This is a genomic window from Micromonospora sp. WMMA1947, from assembly GCF_027497355.1.
In the GTDB taxonomy this organism is placed as follows: domain Bacteria; phylum Actinomycetota; class Actinomycetes; order Mycobacteriales; family Micromonosporaceae; genus Micromonospora.
The window spans coordinates 1,391,495-1,408,982 of sequence record NZ_CP114909.1 but is presented as its reverse complement, the minus strand read 5'-3'; the positions used below and the strand labels follow the sequence as shown (position 1 = coordinate 1,408,982).

15 protein-coding genes are annotated in these 17,488 nt (G+C 74.1%); 12 read left to right on the top strand and 3 right to left on the bottom strand.

The features are described 5' to 3' along the window. The first annotated feature begins 20 nt into the window (after positions 1 to 20). From O7604_RS06680 to O7604_RS06660, 5 genes are all read left to right on the top strand, one after another. Positions 21 to 2,567: a DUF4118 domain-containing protein gene (locus O7604_RS06680; RefSeq protein ID WP_281579150.1), complete on the top strand. Its 2,547-nt coding sequence runs from the start codon at positions 21 to 23 to the stop codon at positions 2,565 to 2,567. After that, positions 2,564 to 3,244: a response regulator gene (locus O7604_RS06675; protein ID WP_269702555.1), complete on the top strand. Its 681-nt coding sequence runs from the start codon at positions 2,564 to 2,566 to the stop codon at positions 3,242 to 3,244. The genes O7604_RS06680 and O7604_RS06675 overlap by 4 nt, the downstream gene beginning before the upstream one ends. 58 nt (positions 3,245 to 3,302) lie before the next feature. Further along, positions 3,303 to 4,409 carry a magnesium and cobalt transport protein CorA gene (locus O7604_RS06670; RefSeq protein ID WP_281579149.1) on the top strand — a complete coding sequence of 369 codons (1,107 nt, stop codon included), beginning with the start codon at positions 3,303 to 3,305 and terminating at the stop codon, positions 4,407 to 4,409. 99 nt (positions 4,410 to 4,508) lie between these two features. Beyond that, positions 4,509 to 5,468 carry an ion transporter gene (locus O7604_RS06665; protein WP_281579148.1) on the top strand — a complete coding sequence of 320 codons (960 nt, stop codon included), beginning with the start codon at positions 4,509 to 4,511 and terminating at the stop codon, positions 5,466 to 5,468. A gap of 111 nt (positions 5,469 to 5,579) precedes the next feature. Continuing rightward, a complete protein-coding gene (locus O7604_RS06660; protein ID WP_281579147.1) occupies positions 5,580 to 5,849 on the top strand; it encodes a GlsB/YeaQ/YmgE family stress response membrane protein in 270 nt (89 codons plus the stop codon). A gap of 68 nt (positions 5,850 to 5,917) precedes the next feature. On the opposite strand, the gene O7604_RS06655 is transcribed toward O7604_RS06660, so the two are convergent. Together O7604_RS06655 and O7604_RS06650 are read right to left on the bottom strand one after the other, a co-directional pair. Beyond that, complete coding sequence (locus O7604_RS06655) at positions 5,918 to 7,501, bottom strand: mucoidy inhibitor MuiA family protein (RefSeq protein ID WP_281579146.1); 1,584 nt, start codon at positions 7,499 to 7,501, stop codon at positions 5,918 to 5,920. A gap of 134 nt (positions 7,502 to 7,635) precedes the next feature. Continuing rightward, positions 7,636 to 9,054 (bottom strand): PLP-dependent aminotransferase family protein, encoded by a 1,419-nt coding sequence (locus O7604_RS06650; RefSeq protein WP_281579145.1) that lies wholly within the window; start codon positions 9,052 to 9,054, stop codon positions 7,636 to 7,638. Between the two features lie 108 nt (positions 9,055 to 9,162). Here O7604_RS06650 and O7604_RS06645 point away from each other — a divergent pair, with 108 nt between their 5' ends. Beyond that, positions 9,163 to 10,416, top strand: coding sequence for an MFS transporter (locus O7604_RS06645; protein ID WP_281579144.1), 1,254 nt, complete (start codon positions 9,163 to 9,165; stop codon positions 10,414 to 10,416). A 153-nt stretch (positions 10,417 to 10,569) separates the two neighbouring features. After that, positions 10,570 to 10,911, top strand: coding sequence for an STAS domain-containing protein (locus O7604_RS06640; protein WP_281579143.1), 342 nt, complete (start codon positions 10,570 to 10,572; stop codon positions 10,909 to 10,911). On the opposite strand, the gene O7604_RS06635 is transcribed toward O7604_RS06640, so the two are convergent. Next, the gene (locus O7604_RS06635; protein ID WP_281579142.1) at positions 10,891 to 12,159 is read right to left on the bottom strand and encodes a PP2C family protein-serine/threonine phosphatase; all 1,269 of its coding nucleotides are present in this window, start codon (positions 12,157 to 12,159) and stop codon (positions 10,891 to 10,893) included. The two genes, O7604_RS06640 and O7604_RS06635, sit on opposite strands and share 21 nt — an antisense overlap. A 203-nt stretch (positions 12,160 to 12,362) precedes the next feature. Here O7604_RS06635 and O7604_RS06630 point away from each other — a divergent pair, with 203 nt between their 5' ends. Genes O7604_RS06630 through O7604_RS06610 form a run of 5 tightly spaced genes read left to right on the top strand, consistent with a single transcriptional unit; the run spans position 12,363 to position 17,481 of the window. Next, positions 12,363 to 13,961, top strand: a complete 1,599-nt coding sequence (locus tag O7604_RS06630) for an ABC transporter substrate-binding protein (protein ID WP_281579141.1) — start codon at positions 12,363 to 12,365, stop codon at positions 13,959 to 13,961. Then, positions 13,928 to 14,950 (top strand): ABC transporter permease, encoded by a 1,023-nt coding sequence (locus O7604_RS06625; RefSeq protein ID WP_269702539.1) that lies wholly within the window; start codon positions 13,928 to 13,930, stop codon positions 14,948 to 14,950. The genes O7604_RS06630 and O7604_RS06625 overlap by 34 nt, the downstream gene beginning before the upstream one ends. Then, the gene (locus O7604_RS06620; protein ID WP_281579140.1) at positions 14,943 to 15,809 is read left to right on the top strand and encodes an ABC transporter permease; all 867 of its coding nucleotides are present in this window, start codon (positions 14,943 to 14,945) and stop codon (positions 15,807 to 15,809) included. The genes O7604_RS06625 and O7604_RS06620 overlap by 8 nt, the downstream gene beginning before the upstream one ends. Next, complete coding sequence (locus O7604_RS06615) at positions 15,806 to 16,774, top strand: ABC transporter ATP-binding protein (RefSeq protein WP_269702536.1); 969 nt, start codon at positions 15,806 to 15,808, stop codon at positions 16,772 to 16,774. The genes O7604_RS06620 and O7604_RS06615 overlap by 4 nt, the downstream gene beginning before the upstream one ends. Further along, positions 16,771 to 17,481, top strand: coding sequence for an ATP-binding cassette domain-containing protein (locus O7604_RS06610; RefSeq protein ID WP_269702535.1), 711 nt, complete (start codon positions 16,771 to 16,773; stop codon positions 17,479 to 17,481). The genes O7604_RS06615 and O7604_RS06610 overlap by 4 nt, the downstream gene beginning before the upstream one ends. The last annotated feature ends 7 nt before the right edge of the window (positions 17,482 to 17,488 follow it).

Sequence of the window (17,488 nt, the reverse complement as noted above, 5' to 3'; positions counted from 1 at the left end):
ACTCGGGGAGGATGGGGTGCGTGGGCAGGGGTGAACTGCGGATCTATCTCGGTGCCGCTCCGGGCGTCGGGAAGACGTACGCCATGCTCGAGGAGGCCCAGCGCCGGGCCGAGCGCGGCACCGACGTGGTGATCGGCCTGGTCGAGACGCACGGCCGCCAGCACACCGCCGAGATGATCGGCGACCTGGAGGTGGTGCCGCGCCGGTCGATGACGTACCGGGGCGTCGAGTTCACCGAGATGGACCTGGACGCGGTGCTGGCCCGGCGGCCCGAGGTCGTCGTGGTGGACGAGCTGGCCCACACGAACGTGCCCGGGTCCCGCCACGACAAGCGCTGGCAGGACGTGCGGGAACTGCTCGACGCCGGGATCAGCGTGCTCTCCACCGTCAACGTGCAGCACCTCGAGTCACTGAACGACGTGGTCGCGCAGATCACCGGCACCACCCAGCGGGAAACCGTGCCGGACCAGGTGGTCCGGGCCGCCGAGCAGGTCGAGCTGGTGGACATGACGCCGGAGGCGCTGCGCCGCCGGATGGCGCACGGCAACATCTACCGGCCCGACAAGATCGACGCCGCGCTCGGCAACTACTTCCGGGTCGGCAACCTCACCGCGCTGCGCGAGCTGGCGCTGCTCTGGCTGGCCGACAAGGTCGACGAGCAGCTCGACGCGTACCGGGCCCAGCAGGGCATCTCCGACACCTGGGAGGCGCGGGAACGAGTGGTGGTCGCGCTGACCGGCGGCCCGGAGGGCGAGACGCTGATCCGGCGGGCCGCCCGGATCGCCGCCCGCAGCAAGGGCGCCGACCTGCTCGCCGTGCACGTGGCCCGCAGCGACGGGCTGGCCGGCGCCGACCCGGCCCAGCTGGCCCGGCAGCGGGTGCTGGTGGAGAGCCTCGGCGGCACGTACCACCAGGTGCTCGGCACCGACATCCCGGCGGCGCTGCTGGACTTCGCCCGGGGCGTCAACGCCACCCAGCTCGTGCTCGGCGCGAGCCGCCGGGGCCGGTTCGCGCAGGTGTTCGCCCGGGGCGTCGGGGTGACCACCACCGCGCTGTCCGGCCCGATCGACGTGCACCTGGTCACCCACCCGCAGGCGGGGCGCGGGCGCCGGGGCACGGCGGTGCCCGCCGCGCTGTCCCGGCGGCGTCGGCTGATCGGGTACGCGCTCGCGGTGCTCGGCATGCCGGCGCTCACGCTCCTGCTGCGGACGCTGCCCGACCTCACCCTGACCAACGACATCCTGCTGTTCCTCGCCGGTGTGGTGGGCGTGGCCCTGGTCGGCGGGCTGTGGCCCGCGCTGGTCGCCGCGCTCGGCGGCTCGCTGCTGCTCAACTGGTTCTTCACCCCGCCGTACCGGACGCTCACCATCGCCGAGGCGGACAACCTGCTCGCCCTGGGCGTGTTCGTCGGCGTCGCCATCGCGGTGAGCTGGGTGGTCGACGTGGCGGCCCGGCGTACCCGGGAGGCGGCCCGGGCCTCCGCCGACGCGCAGACCCTGGCCACCGTCGCGGGCAGCGTGCTGCGCGGCGAGCGGCCGTTGCCCGCGCTGCTGGACCGGCTGCGGGAGACGTTCGGGCTGCGCGCGGTGAGCGTGCTGGAGCTGACCGACGAGGCCGGGGGACGCCCGGCCCGGGCCCGGGAGGCGGACGCCTGGCGGGTGGTGGCGAGCGTCGGTGAGCGGCCGCCCGGCAGCCCGAGCGCGGGCGAGACCGTGGTGCCGGTCGACGACCGGCTCAGCGTGGTGCTCGCCGGCCGGCGGCTGGAGGCGGCCGACCGGCGGGTGGTCGAGGCGTTCGCCGCGCAGGCGGCCGTCGCGCTGCGCCAGGAGCGGCTGGCCGAGGAGGCCGCCACCGCCCGTCCGCTCGCCGCCGCCGACCGGATGCGGACCGCGCTGCTCGCGGCGGTCAGCCACGACCTGCGTACGCCGCTGGCGTCGGCCAAGGCAGCGGTGAGCAGCCTGCGCAGCCACGACGTCGAGTTCGACGCGGACGACCGGGAGGAACTGCTCGCCACCGCCGACGAGTCGCTGGACCGGCTGGGCCGGCTGGTGGCGAACCTGCTCGACATGAGCCGGTTGCAGGCCGGCGCGCTGGGCGTGAGCGCCACCGCGATCGGGCTGGAGGACGCCGTACCCCTGGCGCTCGACGAACTGGGCCCGGCGGCGGCCGAGGTGACCACCGACATCCCGGCCGACCTGCCGGCGGCGCTGGCCGACCCGGGCCTGCTGGAGCGGGTGCTGGTCAACATCGTGGCGAACGCGCTGCGGCACAGCCCGCCCGGTAGGCCGCCGACGATCACCGCCAGCGCCCACGCCGGGCAGGTCGAGCTGCGGGTGATCGACACCGGGCCGGGCATCCCGGAGGACCAGTGGGAGCACGTCTTCCTGCCGTTCCAGCGCCTCGGCGACCGGGACAACCAGACCGGGGTGGGGCTGGGGCTCGCGCTGTCCCGTGGGCTCGCCGAGGCGATGGGTGGCAGCATCACCCCGGAGACCACCCCCGGTGGTGGTCTCACCATGGTGCTGCGGCTGCCGGCCGCCAGCCAGCCGGAGGGGCAGCGGGAATGACCCGGATCCTGGTCGTCGACGACGAGCCGCAGATCCTGCGCGCGCTGCGGATCAACCTGCGCGCCCGGGGCTACGACGTCGAGGTGGCAGACAGCGGCGCCGCCGCGCTCAAGGCCGCCGCCGCGCACCCGCCGGATCTGGTGGTGCTCGACCTCGGCCTGCCCGACCTGGACGGCACCGAGGTCATCCGGGGCCTGCGCGGCTGGACCGCCGTGCCGATCATCGTGCTCTCCGGGCGGGCCGGCAGCGAGGACAAGGTGTCCGCGCTCGACGCGGGCGCCGACGACTACGTGACCAAGCCGTTCGGGGTGGACGAGCTGCTCGCCCGGATCCGCGCGGTGACCCGGCGGCTCGCCCCGGCCACGCCCGCCGTGCCCGCGCTGCGGATCGGCCGCAACACCGTCGACCTGGCCGACCGGACCGTCACCCGGGACGACGGCGTCGAGGTCAAGCTCACCCCCACCCAGTGGGCCATGCTGGAGAAGCTGCTGCGCAACCCCGGCAAGCTGGTCAGCCAGCGCCAGCTGCTGCACGACGTGTGGGGGCCGGAGTACCACCACGAGACGAACTACCTGCGGCAGTACATGGCCCAGCTGCGGCGCAAGCTGGAGGACGACCCGGCCCGGCCCCGGCATCTGATCACCGAGCCGGGCATGGGCTACCGCTACCGCCCCTGACGTTTGCGCGAGCGCGGGCGGGGGACTCGGCGACCCGGCCGAGCAGCGGGGGAGGGGCATGGCGGACAACCGGTCCTCGGAGGGGTTCGGCCGGCGCCTGGACGAGCACGCCATCGACGCGGGCGCGGCCGAGCCGGAGCGAACCGACGGACTGGTCGACAGCGGCGTCTACGTCGGCGGCGTACGCCGAGCGTCGCCGGTGAGCCTCGCCGACACGTTCCGCTGCCTGCAACAGCTCGACGACGCGATGGCCTGGATCGGGCTGCGCCGGCCGGGCCGGGAGGAGGTCGCCACGCTCGCGGCCGAGTTCCAGCTCCCCGACCTGGCCGTCGAGGACGCGATCAACGCCCACCAGCGCCCCAAGCTGGAACGCTACGGCGACACCCTGTTCGTGGTGCTGCGCGCCGCCCGCTACCTGGACGAGCGGGACGCGGTCGAGTTCGCCGAGCTGCACCTGTTCCTCGGGCCCGGTTTCGTGATCACCGTGCGGCACGGCGGCACACCCGACCTGGCCGGCGTACGGCGGTGGCTGGAGGCCGAACCCGAGGTGCTCGCGCTCGGCCCGGAAGCCGTGCTCTACGCCGTACTGGACCGGGTGGTCGACGGCTACGCGCCGGTGGTGGCCGGGCTGGAGAACGACATCGACGAGATCGAGACCGAGGTGTTCGGCGGCGACCCGAACGCCAGCCGCCGCATCTACGAGCTGAGCCGCGAGGTGATCCAGTTCCAGCGGGCCGCCCGGCCGCTGCTGAAGGTGGTCGACGCGCTCACGCACGGCTTCGACAGGTACGGCACGGACGAGGAACTGCGCCGCCGGCTGCGCGACGTGGCCGACCACCTCACCCAGGTGGTGGAGCGGGTGGACGGGTTCCGGCACCTGCTCCAGAACATCCTCACCGTCAACGCCACACTGGTGTCGCAGGCGCAGAACGAGGAGATGCGCAGCCTGACCGCCGCCAGCTTCGAGCAGAACGAGGAGATCAAACGGGTCTCCGCGTGGGCGGCGATCCTGTTCGCGCCCACCCTGATCGGCACCGTCTACGGGATGAACTTCACCCACATGCCGGAGCTGGAGTGGCGGTTCGGTTACCTGTTCGCGGTGGCCCTGATGCTCGCCGTCTGCGGCGCGCTCTACCTGCTGTTCAAGCGGCGCGGCTGGCTCTGAGCCGGGCCGGGCGCGCCCTGGCCGGAGCAGTTCGCCGTCGGTGATCCACTAAAGTGTCCGGGTGGCTACCCCCTGTCGTCCGCGCGTCGTCCGGCTCTCGTGTGCCGGAGGGGAACGCTGATCGGGGACACGGTTCCGGCCCCGCGTGGCGGGCGCCGGACCAGCAACGGAAAGCGCGGGCTGGCCGGCCACTGTGCCCGGATCGTCGCGTCCCGGCCGTTCGAGGTGGCCATCGTGGTGCTCATCATGGCCAACGGCGTGGTGCTGGGCATCGAGACGTACCCGAACCTGGGCGCCGCCGGGCCGGTGCTGCGGTGGACGGAGTGGACGTTCCGGGCGATCTTCGTCGTGGAGATCACCATCCGGGTGCTCGCGTACGGTCGCCGTCCGCAGGACTTCTTCCGGCACGGCTGGAACGTCTTCGACCTGCTGGTGACCATTGCCATCTTCATCCCCGGGCTGCACGGCGACTCGGGGGTGCTGCGGTTCATCCGGGTCGCCCGGGTGCTGCGGCTGGTCCGCTTCTCGCCCGGCCTGCGGACCATCGTCACGGCGCTGTGGCGCAGCCTGCCCGGCGTGGCCGGGTTCCTCGCGCTCGCCGCCGTCACGCTCTACGTGTACGGCATGGCCGGCTGGCTGATCTTCGGTACCCGCTACCCCGAGCAGTACGGCGACATCGGCCGATCCCTCGTCACGCTGTTCGTGCTGCTGTCCCTGGAGACGCTGCCGGACCTGCTGGAACAGGGCCTTGAGGTGTCACCGTGGACGCTGCTCTACTACGTCAGCTTCGTGATGATCGCGGTCAACCTGCTGCTGAACATCCTCATCGCCGTCATCGTCAACTCGATGGAGGAGGCGCGCCGGCTGGAGATGACCGAAGGGTTGGCGCCGGACTACGACGAAGACGGCGACGGGATACCGGACGAGGTGGACCGGATCGCGATCAGCCAGCGCCTGGACGACCTGCGCATGGTCATCGCCGAACTGGAGCGGGAACTGCGCATCGACCGGGACGAGCCGCCCGGCGCGCCGCGCCGCCGCCAGCCCTCGGACCACTGATCACTGACGGTCATGACAGTTCCGTGACGAAAGCGGCTCCCAGGTTTGGGTAAGTCGTTGATCGGGGCAACCAGCGAGGCGTCAACACATCTGAGGGAAGGGACGCCTCTCGTGGAGATCACGGGCTTCTTCACCGCGCTCATCATCGGCCTCGTCATCGGTGCGCTCGGGCGCCTGGTGGTGCCGGGCAAGCAGAACATCCCGATCTGGCTGACCCTGCTCATCGGTGTGGTCGCCGCGCTCGTCGGCACGCTGGTGGCCGGCGCGTTCGGCGTCGACGACACCCCCGGCATCGACTGGATCGAGCTGGTGCTCCAGGTCGGCTTCGCCGCCATCGGCGTCGCCGTCTTCGCCGGCCTGTACGGACGTCGCCGCATCTGAGACCGAAGGAAGGGCCCCTTCTTGACGCATTCTGCACAAGAAGGGGCCCTTCCTGACGCGCGCCGGGGCTACTCCCGCCAGCCGGTCAGCTCGACGCCCTTCGCCAGCTCCACCCGGAAGCCCAGCGCGATCTCGCCGCTCTCACCCGGCGCCAGCGACAGCCGCCAGGTCAGCTCGCCCAGCTCCGTACGCTCGGCGGGCGGCGGCGTCAGCGCGGTCTCACGTACCACCACCGCCTCGTCCCGGGACACCGGTAGCTGGTCCCGCACCTCGACGGTGGCCGGCCGGGGCGTGTGGTTCGCCACCGTGATCCGGTACTCCACCTCCCGCCGCCGCGTCGACCCGAGCGTGGCCTTGCTCTCGGTGCGCCGGGACAGCTTCCGCTCGACCCGCAGCCGGTCGTCCACCCCGAGCGCCAGCTCCGTCTCCTCGCCCGGCGCCCACGTCGTCAGCCGCGTCGCCGCCACGAAGTCGGCGCCGTGGAAGACCGACGCCGGGCCGGGCAGCAGCGTGTGGTCCGACGTGTTGCGGACGGTGGCCCGCAGGTGCGCCTCGGCCGCGCGCACCGGCGCGCTCACGTGATCCAGCCGGGCCGGCAGCTCCAGCACCGCGATGGTGACCCGGTGCGCGCTGCCGTCGGCGGGCACCGCCACCGGCCGCGCGGGCCGGTAGGTCGCCGCGGTCACGCCCTGCTCCACCTCGGCGACGCTCTCCCGCACCGCAGGCGCCGCGGACCGCGCCGCGCGGGGACGGCCCGCCGGTGCCGCGCCGGGCGCCTGGGGCGGCACCATGCCGTCGAACGACGCGGCCGAGACACCCATCGGCGGCGCCGGGCGGAGCCGGTCGAGATACCAGGGCGACAATTCCGGTACGCCGCTCGCCGCCGCCGGCCGCGCGGTGGACAGCTGGAGTTCGCACTCCGGCCAGTCCTCCCCGGTGCCCTGGCTGACCAGCCCGAACCAGGTGACAGTCATGGTGTCCTCGACCAGCCGCAGGTCGTAGGAGGGCGTCCAGCGGGCGCCGTCCACCAGGTACGTCAGCTCCAGCTCCACCTCGGTGTCGTCGGCGTCCACCGAGACGGACACCTCGGCGGCCAGCCGGTCCGGTTGCCGCTTGCCGCGCGCCGCGTCCAGCTCCCGGTCCACAGCGGCCAGTTCCTCCGCCAGCTCGGTGCGCCGCCGGGCCAGCCCGCGCCGCCGGGCCCGGGACTCGGCGAGCTGACCGGACACCGAGTCGGTGAAGGCCGCGACGTCGGCCGGGGCCGCGTCGCCGGCGGCCAGTGCCCGGGCGTACGTGCCACCCGCGCGTTCGGCCAGCCGGGTGAGGAACTCGCCGCGCTGGTCCTCGATCGCGTCGGTGTCAGCGACCTCGGCCAGCTCGTCGGCCAGTTCGCGCCGTCGCCGTTCCAGCTCGACGACCTGGGCGTCGGTGCTGCGGGCCTGCCGCCACGCGGCCACGTCCACCCCGAGCACGGTCACCGCGCCCCGGCCACCTACCCGGATCGAGTCCCGGCGCAGGCCCAGCGGGAGCGGGGCGACGCGTACCCGATGGTCGCCGGCGGTCAGCCGGACGCGGCCGCGGCGGGTGACCCGGGCGCGGTCCGGGTAGACGGTCACGCCGACGACAGGCGCATCGATCTCCACAGTGTCCACGGCCGCGAGGGTAGTTCAGGCGCGCCCACCCCCGGGGTTACCGAAGGTTAAGCCCCCGATCAGGTTCGGGACAGTCACGCCAGGTGTGGCTCCCGGGGTTGCTCGAAATCCGGAGAAATTTGCGTCGCCGCCGGTCAGCCGCGGAAGCTGCGCGCGAGCAACCGGAGCCCTTCGGGTACGTCGGCGGTGGCGACGGCGCCGTAGCCGAGCACCAGACCGGCCGGGCCGGGCGGGCCCGCGTGGTAGCCGGCGATCTCGCGTACCGTGACGCCGACCTCGGCCGCCCGGGCGACGACAGCCGGCAGGTCGACGCCGGCCTCCGGGCGCAGCCGCGCGCACAGGTGCAGGCCGGCTGTGGACGGCACCGGGTCGAGCCAGTCGGCGAGGTCGGAGCGCAGCGCGGCGTCGATCAGCTCGCGTCGCTCGGCGTAGACCCGGGTCGCCTTGCGGATGTGCCGGGGCAGCTCGCCGGAGTCGATGAACCGGGCCAGCGCGGCCTGCGTGGTGTGGTCGCCGTGCCAGTCGGTGAGCTGCCGGGCGGCCAGCAGCGCGGGGCGCAGCGACGCCGGGGCGACCAGGAAACCGAGGCGCAGCATGGGCAGCAGGGTCTTGGAGAACGTGCCGACGTACACCACCTTCCCGGCCCGGTCCAGCGTCTGCAGCGGATCCAGCGGGCGCGCCGAGAAGCGGAACTCGGTGTCGTAGTCGTCCTCGACGACCACCGCGTCCCGGGTCGCCGCCCAGTCCAGCAGTGCCGCCCGCCGGGCCGGTGACATCCGGACGCCCAGCGGGAACTGGTGGGACGGGGTGACGTAGACCAGCCGCGCGTCCCCGGGCAGCGCACGTACGTCGATCCCCTCGTCGTCGACGGGCACCGGCACGACCCGCGCGCCGTGGCCGGCGAACAGCCGCCGAGCAGGGGGATAGCCGGGATCCTCCACCGCCACCCGGTCGCCCGGTTCGAGCACGACCCGGGCGATCAGGTCCAGCGCCTGCTGCGCGCCCTGGGTGACGACGACGTCCTCCGGCGCGGCCCGTACCGCGCGGGCGAGCCCCACGTACCGGGCGACGGCGGTACGCAGGCCCTCGTGCCCGGCCGGGTCGGCGTAACCGCCCCGGATCGTCGCGCCACGCAGTTCCCCGGCGACCAGCCGCCGCCAGGTGGCCAGCGGGAACAGCCCGGTGTCCGGGGTGCCGGCCCGGAAGTCGTGACCCGGGCGGGGCGCGGCGGTGGGGGCCGGCTCGGCGGACGCCCAGAACGCGCGGGGGCGTACCCCACCGGCCGGTGCCGGACGCGGCCGGGCGCGGGCGACCAGCTCGTCGGCGACGAACGTGCCCGCGCCGACCCGGGCGGTGAGCAGGCCCTCGGCGGCCAGCCGCTCGTAGGCGACGGCGACCGTGTTGCGGGAGACGTCGAGCCGCCGGGCCAGCTCGCGGGTCGGTGGCAGTCGGTCGCCGGGCCGCAGGCGGCCGTCCAGGACCGCCTCCAGCAACTGCCTGTGGATCCGGGTGGCGCGGTCGCCGGGCCCGGCCAGGCTGACGTGTACGTCCACCGCGACGACACTACATTGGCCCAATCAAACAGCCCGGAATCGGCGCTTCTGTGAGCCAATTCGCAGGTCTTGGATGGAGTGAAGGAGATCGGCGAACGGGGGCGGGCAATGACCGATGTCGACACCGGCCGACGGGTCCGGGTGCTGAGCCTGGCGCAGCTCGCCAACTCGGTGGGCGACGGCGCGTTCTACGCCTGTTCGGCGCTGTTCTTCATCCGGGTGGTCGGGTTGTCCCCGGCGCAGGTCGGGATCGCCCTCACCGTGGGCTGGTCGACGGGCATCCTCGCCGGGGTGCCCGCCGGCCAGTTGGCCGACCGCTACGGCGCACGGCGGATGACGGGCGTCTTCGCGGTCGCGACCGCCGCCGCGCTCGGCGGTTTCCTCGTGATCCGTTCCTTCCCGCTGTTCGTGCTGCTCGCCTGCGGCTACGCCGTCTGCCAGGCCGGGCTCACCGCCAGCCGGCAGGCGCTGCTGGTCGGGCTGATCGAGCCCGCGCGGCGCACGGCGGTACGCGCGCGGTTGCAGTCGGTCTCGAACGCCGGCCTGGCCGCCGGGGCCGGACTGGGCGCGCTCGTGCTCTGGGCGGACTCCAGCCCGGCGTACCTGTCGGCCTTCGCGCTCGACGCGGCGAGCTTCCTGGCCGCCGCCCTGCTGGTGCGTCGGCTGCCCGAGGCGGCGGCGCCGGTCCCGGCCGGACCCGAGCCGGGCCGGCTGGCCGTGCTGCGCGACCGTCCGTACGCGCTGATCACGCTGCTGAACGCGGTGATGTGCCTGAACATGCCGCTGCTCAGCCTGGCGCTGCCACTGTGGATCGCGGAGCGGACCGACGCCCCGGCGTCGATGGGCGCGATCGTGCTCACCGTGAACATGCTGTGCGTGGTGCTGTGGCAGGTCCGGGTGGCCCGCCGGGTGACCGATCCGGGCACGGCGGCCCGGGCCAGCGGGCATGCCGGCTGGGTGCTGCTGGTCGCCTGCGGCGCGTACGCGGTGTCCGGGATGGTCGGCGGCGCGTGGGTGGCCTCGGCGGTGCTGCTCGGCGCGGCCCTGGTGCAGGTGTTCGGCGAGATGGTGCAGGCGGCCAGCGGCTGGGAGGTCGGCTTCACCCTGGCCCGCCCCGACCGGCAGGGGCAGTACCAGGGCTTCTTCGCCATGGCGCCGCAGTTGGCCCGGATGCTCGGCCCGGCGCTGCTGACCTCGCTGCTGCTCGGCTGGGGCACCCCGGGCTGGCTGGTGCTCGGCGGGCTGTTCGTGGTCGCCGGCCTGGCCATGCGGCCGGCGGTACGCCTCGCCGAGCGCCGGGCCGCCGCCGAGCTGCGGATCCCCGCGCCGGTGCGGCGGACCGGCACCGAGACGACGGCGTGACCGGATCGGCACTGAGGTGTCCTCCACCACTTCGCGGCGGGGCCGCTGAGCCGACGCGCAGCCACGGCAGGCGATCAGGGCGGATCTCTGGCACGGTGGACAGGGGTGAGATGTTCTCGGCGGTGCGGTTGAGGGGGAGTGGTGGAGTTCTCGGTGACGACCAGGCAGGGGCGTGTCGGCCCGGTGATCGAGGTCGCCGGCGATCTGGACATGGCCAGCGCACCGACGTTGCGTGACCGGTTGCTCGAGGTGGCGGAGACCGGTGCCCGGACGGTGGTCGTCGACCTGACCCGGGTCGGGTTCGTGGACTCCAGCGGCCTGGGCGCACTGGTGCTCGTCTACAAGAACCTGCGGGAGCGCGACGGCTGGCTCGGTCTGGCCGTCGTCCGCCAGTCGATCCGCAACGTCTTCTCGATCACCTCGGTGGACCGCGTCATCCCGCTCTTCGGCACGGTACGGGAGGCCGAGGACGGCTCACCCAAGGCGGTGCGCTGAGCGTTCCTCGTCCGAGCTGACGCGGGCGGTGTCGGCGCCGGAGGTGCTGCGCCGTGGCCCGTGGCCGTCGTACCAGTCGATGACGAGCAGCGTGGCGTCGTCGTCGAGGACCGGCCCGGCGGCTGCCAGCACCGCGTCGGACAGCGCCCGCACCGCCTCGCGGGGATGCAGGTGGGCGAGGCGCAGCAGTTCCCCGGGCAGGTCCAGGTCGGCGGCGTTGCGTTCGCGCATGCCGTCGGTGACCACCACCAGCCGGTCGCCGGGCAGCAGAGCCAGCTCTCCGCTGCGGTAGCTCTCGCCGGGGAACATGCCGAGCGGGAAGTTGCCGGGCAGTTCCACGGGCAGGACCCGGCCGTCCCGGACCAGCAGCGGTGGGACGTGTCCCGCGTTCAGCAGCTCACAGCGGCCGGTGGTGAGGTCGATGCGGCCCAGCACGGCGGTGACGTACGCGCCGCGTACGTTCGCGTGCTCCGCGACGGCCCGGTTCGCCTCCTCGGCCTGGGCGATCAGGCTGCCGCCGCGCCGGCGGGTGTTGCGCAGGCTGCCCACGCCGAGGGTGGCGGTGAGCGCGCTCGCCACGCCGTGGCCCATCGCGTCGGTGACGCTGAGGTGCAGCAGGTTCCGCGCGAGGCTGTAGTCGAAGGTGTCCCCGCCGACGCTGGCGGCGGGCTCCAGCCAGCCGGAGAGGGTGAAGGCGCCGCCCTCGCAGGTGAACGAGGCGGGCAGCAGACGGCGCTGGATCTCGGCGGAGAGGCTGAACGGGGTGGTCCGCTGCCCCCACTCGAACAGGTCGGTGTGGCGGCGGTTGGCGATGACGACGAACGCCAGCGCGTGCGCCGCGCGGGCGATCCGGGCCACCGCGTCCTCGTCCGGCTCGTCGGGCAGGTCGATCTCCAGCAGGCCGATGGCCTCTCCGCGGTCGGTGACCGGTGCCACGACGGTCCAGGTGCCGTCGCCGGGGACGACCCGGGGAGTCTGCTGACGGAGCGCCTGTTCGTAGGGCCCGCCGTCGAACGGGAGAATCTCGGCGGACTCCTCGCCCTGGCGGCGGCCGGGGCCACCGGCGGCCGGCTGGTGGGTCAGCCGGACCAGCGCACGGCCGCTGAGGTCGGCGATCAGCAGCGAGACGCCGCGCGCGTCCAACGCCGTGGCGATGGCGCCGGTGACGGCCTCGACCGCCTGCACGGGGGCGGCGTCCTCGGCCGCCTGCAACATCCCGGCCAGCACCGCCTGCTCGCTGTCCTCCATGCTCTGAGCATATTCAGCGCGCCGCGCGGCCGCCTTACGAGCGGACGTCGCGCTCGGAGGGCCGCACACCGTCAATGGCCCTCTATTGCATATGCTTGGCAACTACCGAATAGTGGCAGAAGCGGGCGGGCGCTCGGGCACGCGATGATCTGTTCTTCGCCGGAGCGCCCGCCCTGCCGCAGGACGAGTTCGAGGGGTTGCCGGTGGCGATCAAGCCCAAGCCCGTACGCGTGGCCGCGATGCTCGCCGCCGCCCTGCTCGCCGTCGCGGGCTGCTCGTCGCCCACGGCGTCGACCGGCGGAACGAACAACGCCGGGACGCTGGTGGTCGCCACGGCGGGCGAGCCGGACACGCTCAACCCGGTGCTCAACTACGGCGTCGACGGCGCGTCGCTGATCTTCGACGGGCTGGTCGCCCGGGACGCCCGCAACGAACTGGTGCCCGCCCTGGCCCGCGAGCTTCCCACCGTCTCGGCGGACGGGAAGACGGTCACCGCGAAGCTGCGCGAGGGCGTGCTGTTCCACGACGGCAGCCCACTGACCGCCCAGGACGTGGTGTTCACCTACCAGGCGGTGCTCGATCCGGGCGTCGACTCGACGCTGCGCTCCGATCTGGACATGCTCGCCTCTGTCGCCGCGCCCGACCCGGCGACAGTCGTGTTCACCCTGAAGTACGCGTACGCGCCGTTCCTGCAACGGCTGGCGCTGGGGATCGTCCCGGCGAAGGCGTTCGCCGGGCAGGACGTCAACAAGGCCGCGTTCAACCGCGAGCCGGTCGGCACCGGCCCGTACCGGTTCACCTCCTGGACCCCTGGTGACCGGCTCGTGCTCGCGGCGAACGAGACGTACTGGGACGGCAAACCGGCGAACTCCGGCGTGGTGGTGGCGTTCGTCGCCGACGACAACGTGCGGGCCCAGCGGATGCGGGCCGGCGAGTTCGACGCGGCGGAGCTGGCGCCGAAGCTCGCCTCCGGGTTCGACGGCCGGGGCGGCTACCGGGTGCACAAGGTGCCGACCGCCGACTACCGGGGCGTCATGCTGCCGATGGGCCACCCGGTCACCGGCGACCTCGCGATCCGGCGGGCGCTGAACGTCGCCGTGGACCGGCAGGCCATGGTGACGGGGGTGCTCGGCGGTGCGGGCGAGCCCGCGTTCGGGCCGGTGCCGCCCACGTCGGAATACGCGGAGCCGTCGATCGCCGGCCGGCCCGCCGCCGACGTGGCCGCGGCCACCGCCGCGCTGGACGCCGCCGGGTGGAAGCCCGGCCCGGACGGCATCCGCGTCAAGGACGGGCGGCAGGCCGCGTTCGCGCTCATGTACCCGGCCACCGACAGCCTGCGCAAGGAACTCGCGCTGGCCGTCACCGCCGACGCGAAGAAGGTCGGCATCAAGGTCACGCCGGAGGGGCTGACCTGGGACGCGATCACCCCGCGGATGAAGAACGACGCTCTGATCATGGGCTACGGCACCCCGTACGACCCGGACTTCGTCTCCTACAAGCTGTTCAGCTCGGCCTTCGCCGGGCAGGGCTTCTTCAACCCCGGCTCGTACCGGTCCACTGTCACCGATGCCGCGTTGCAGGACGGCCGGGACAGCGCCGACCCGGCCGCCCGCAAGGCCGCGTACGCCACGTTCCAGAAGCAGCTCGCCACCGACGTGCCGTGGGTGTTCCTCACCTACCTCCAGCACACCTACGTGCTGAAGGACGCCGTGACCGGGGTGACGCCGCGGGTCGAGCCGCACGAGCACGACGTCGCCAACAGCATCTGGTGGAACGTGCACACCTGGACGAAAGAATCGTGACCGGCCGGCGGCGACTGGCCGGGGCGGGCGTCGTGATCCGGCGGCGGCTGCTGGTCGCCGTACCGGTGCTGGCGGCCACCAGCATGGGCATGTTCGCCCTCGGTGCCGCCTCCCCGATCGACCCGGCCCAGCAGTACGCGGGCGCGGCGGCGTTCACCACGAGCGAGGAGAACCTCGCGCAGATCCGCGCCAACTGGGGCGTCGACGACCCGCTGCCGGTGCAGTACGCCCGCTGGATCGGCAACCTGCTGCGCGGCGACCTGGGCTGGTCGACGAGCCGGCACGAGCCGGTCACCTCGGTGCTCGCCGCCCGGGCCGGGTGGACGCTGCTGCTCGTCGGCACCGCGCTCGCCCTGGTGCTGGTGGCGAGCGTCCTGCTGGGCACGCTCGCCGCGTACCGCCGTGGTGGCTGGTTCGACAGGGCGCTGCGCGCCGTCGCGTACGCCGTGCAGTCCATGCCGGTGTTCTGGATCGGCCTCGCGGCGATCGCCGTGTTCGCCCTCAGCCTCGGCTGGCTGCCCGCGGGCGGGCTCACCGACATCACCGCCACCGGCACCGACCCGGCCGACGTGGCGCGGCACCTGGTGCTCCCGGTGACGGTGCTGGCGATCTCCCAGGCGCCGTGGTTCGTCCTGTTCGTCCGTGACGCGGTCGCCGAGAGCCTGCGCGACGACCACGTGCTGGCCGCCCGCGCCCGAGGACTTCCCGGCCGGGTCGTCCTGTTCGGACACGCGCTGCGTACCGCGCTGTTGCCGTTCCTCACCCTGGTCGGCACGCACCTGCCCGAACTCGTCGGCGGCGCGGTCCTGGTGGAGACCGTGTTCTCCCTGCCCGGGCTCGGCGCGGTCACCGTCGAGGCCGCGCTGGGCGCCGACTTCCCGCTGCTCGCGGCCACGACCCTGGCCACCACCGTCGTGGTGCTGACCGCGAACCTGCTCACCGACCTCGCCTACGCCGCCGCCGACCCCCGGGTACGCCTCGATGACTGACCTCGCCCTTCCCGCGCGCGTCCGGCGCCTGCGCCGCCCCGGCAATGTGGGCACGACCGTCGCCGTCGTCGTGCTCGCCGGTGTCGTCGCTGCCGCGCTGCTCGCCCCGCTCCTGTGGCCACTTGACCAGAGCGCCGTCGACCTCTCCCGTACCCGCCTCGCGCCCTCGCCGGAGCACCTGGCCGGCACCGACGACCTCGGCCGCGACGTGGCTCTGCGCAGCCTCTACGGCCTGCGCGTCTCGTTGCTCGTCGGCGCGGTCGCCGCGCTCGTCGCGGCGGTCATCGGCGGCCTGGTCGGCGCCGTCGCCGGCAGCGCCGGCGGCTGGGTCGACCGGGCGCTCATGCGCGTCGTGGACACCGTCGCCGCGCTGCCGCACCTGCTGCTGGGCATCTTCATCGTGGCGATGCTGCGGCCCAGCCTCGGCGCGGTGATCGCATCCATCGCGCTGACGCACTGGCTGTCCACCGCCCGGATCGTCCGCTCCGAGCTGCTCAGCCTGCGCAACCGGCCGTTCGTCGACGCCGCGATCTCCGGCGGTGCCGGGCGGGTCCGGGTGCTGACCCGGCACCTGCTGCCGCACGTGCTGCCGCGCCTGGCGCTGGCGACCACGCTGATGGTGCCGCACGCCGTCTGGCACGAGACCGCGCTGTCGTTCCTCGGCCTGGGCCTGCCGCCGCACCTCGCCTCGATCGGCAACATGATCAACGACGGGCAGCGGTCGCTGCTCACCGGCGCCTGGTGGGCCAGCATCGTCCCCGGCCTCCTGCTCGTGGCGGCCACGCTGGCGCTCGCCGTGCTCACCGGCCGGTGGCGTGACCGCCTCGACCCACGCGTACGGGCGGAGCTGCACCTGTGACCGCCCCGGCGCTGCTGACAGTCGACGGGCTGACCGTCCGCTTCCGGCTGCGCGACGCGCTCGTGCACGCCGTCACCGACCTGAGCCTCACGCTGCGGCCCGGCGAGCTGCTGGCGGTGGTCGGCGAGTCCGGGTGCGGCAAGTCCGTCCTCGCGCACGCCCTGCTCGGCCTGCTGCCCCGCAACGCCACGGTCACCGGGCATGCCCGCCTGCACGCGCCGGGCCGCGCCGAGGTCGACCTGATCGGCGCGGGGGAGCGGCACCTCGCCCGGCACGTACGCGGCCGGGGCGTCGGCCTGGTCCCGCAGAGTCCCGCCACCGCGCTCACCCCGGTGCGTACCGGGCGGAAGCTGCTGGAGGAGACGCTGCGCGCGCACGGGCACGCCCGCCGCGACGCGCAGGCCGCCGCCGACCGGATCGCCGCCGACGTCGGTCTCGACCCGGCCGACCTGGACCGGTTCCCGCACGAGCTTTCCGGCGGCATGGCCCAGCGGCTCGCCACCGCGCTGGCTCTCGCACCGGACCCGCCGGTGCTGCTCGCCGACGAACCCACCACCGGCCTGGACCGGCCGCTCGTCGATCACACGCTGGACCTGCTGCGCCGCCGCTGCGACACCGGCGCGGCCGTCCTGCTCATCACGCACGACCTGGCCGCCGCGCGCCGCGTCGCGGACACGGTCGCGGTGATGTACGCCAGCCGCATCGTCGAGCATCGCCCGGCCGAGGCGCTGTTCGACGACCCGGCCCACCCGTACACCGCCGGGCTGCTCGACGCGCTGCCCGACCGCGCGTTCGTGCCGGTGCCGGGCCACCCGCCGGCGCTCACCGACCTGCCCGGCGGCTGCGCCTTCGCCCCGCGTTGCGCCCGCGCCACCGACACCTGCGCGACAGTGCCCCGTCTCGACGCCGAGGGCGCGGGCCGGGTCGCCTGCCACCACCCGCTGCGCGAGGAGGTACCGGCATGACGGTCACGGTTCCCGGCACCACCGGCGCCGCCGCCCCGGGCGACGCGCCGGCCGCCGGGCTCGCCGCGCACCAGGTCTCCGTCGCGTACGGCGGGCAGCGCGTCCTCGACCGGGTCGACCTGCACATCGCCCCCGGTGAGACGGTCGGGCTGCGCGGCCCGTCGGGCAGCGGCAAGTCCACGCTCGCCCGCGTCCTCGCCCTGCTGCACGCCCCGGACAGCGGTCACGTGGCGATCGACGGGCGACCGCTCGGCGGCGTCCGCCACCGCCTGCCGGCGGAACTGCGCACCCGCGTGGCGGTCCTGTTCCAGAGCCCGCGTGCCGCCACCGACCCGCGGCTCAGCCTCGCCGACATCGTCGCCGAGCCGCTACGTGCCACCGGCACACCGCGCGAGCAGGCGGCGGCCCGCGCGGCGGAGCTGGCCGACCTGGTCGGACTGACGCCCGACCTGCTGACCCGCCGCCCGCACGCGGTGAGCGACGGGCAACTGCAACGCGCCTGCCTGGCCCGCGCCCTGGTGCACCGGCCGGACTACCTGCTCTGCGACGAGGCGACAGCGATGCTCGACGCCTCCACCCAGGCGCACGTCGCCGCCGTCGTCACCGACTACCAGCGCCGGCAGGGCGCCGGGGTCCTGGTCATCACCCACGACCCGGCGCTGATGGCCCGCTGGGCCACCCGGGTGGTGGACCTGCCGGCGGCGTGACGTCGCG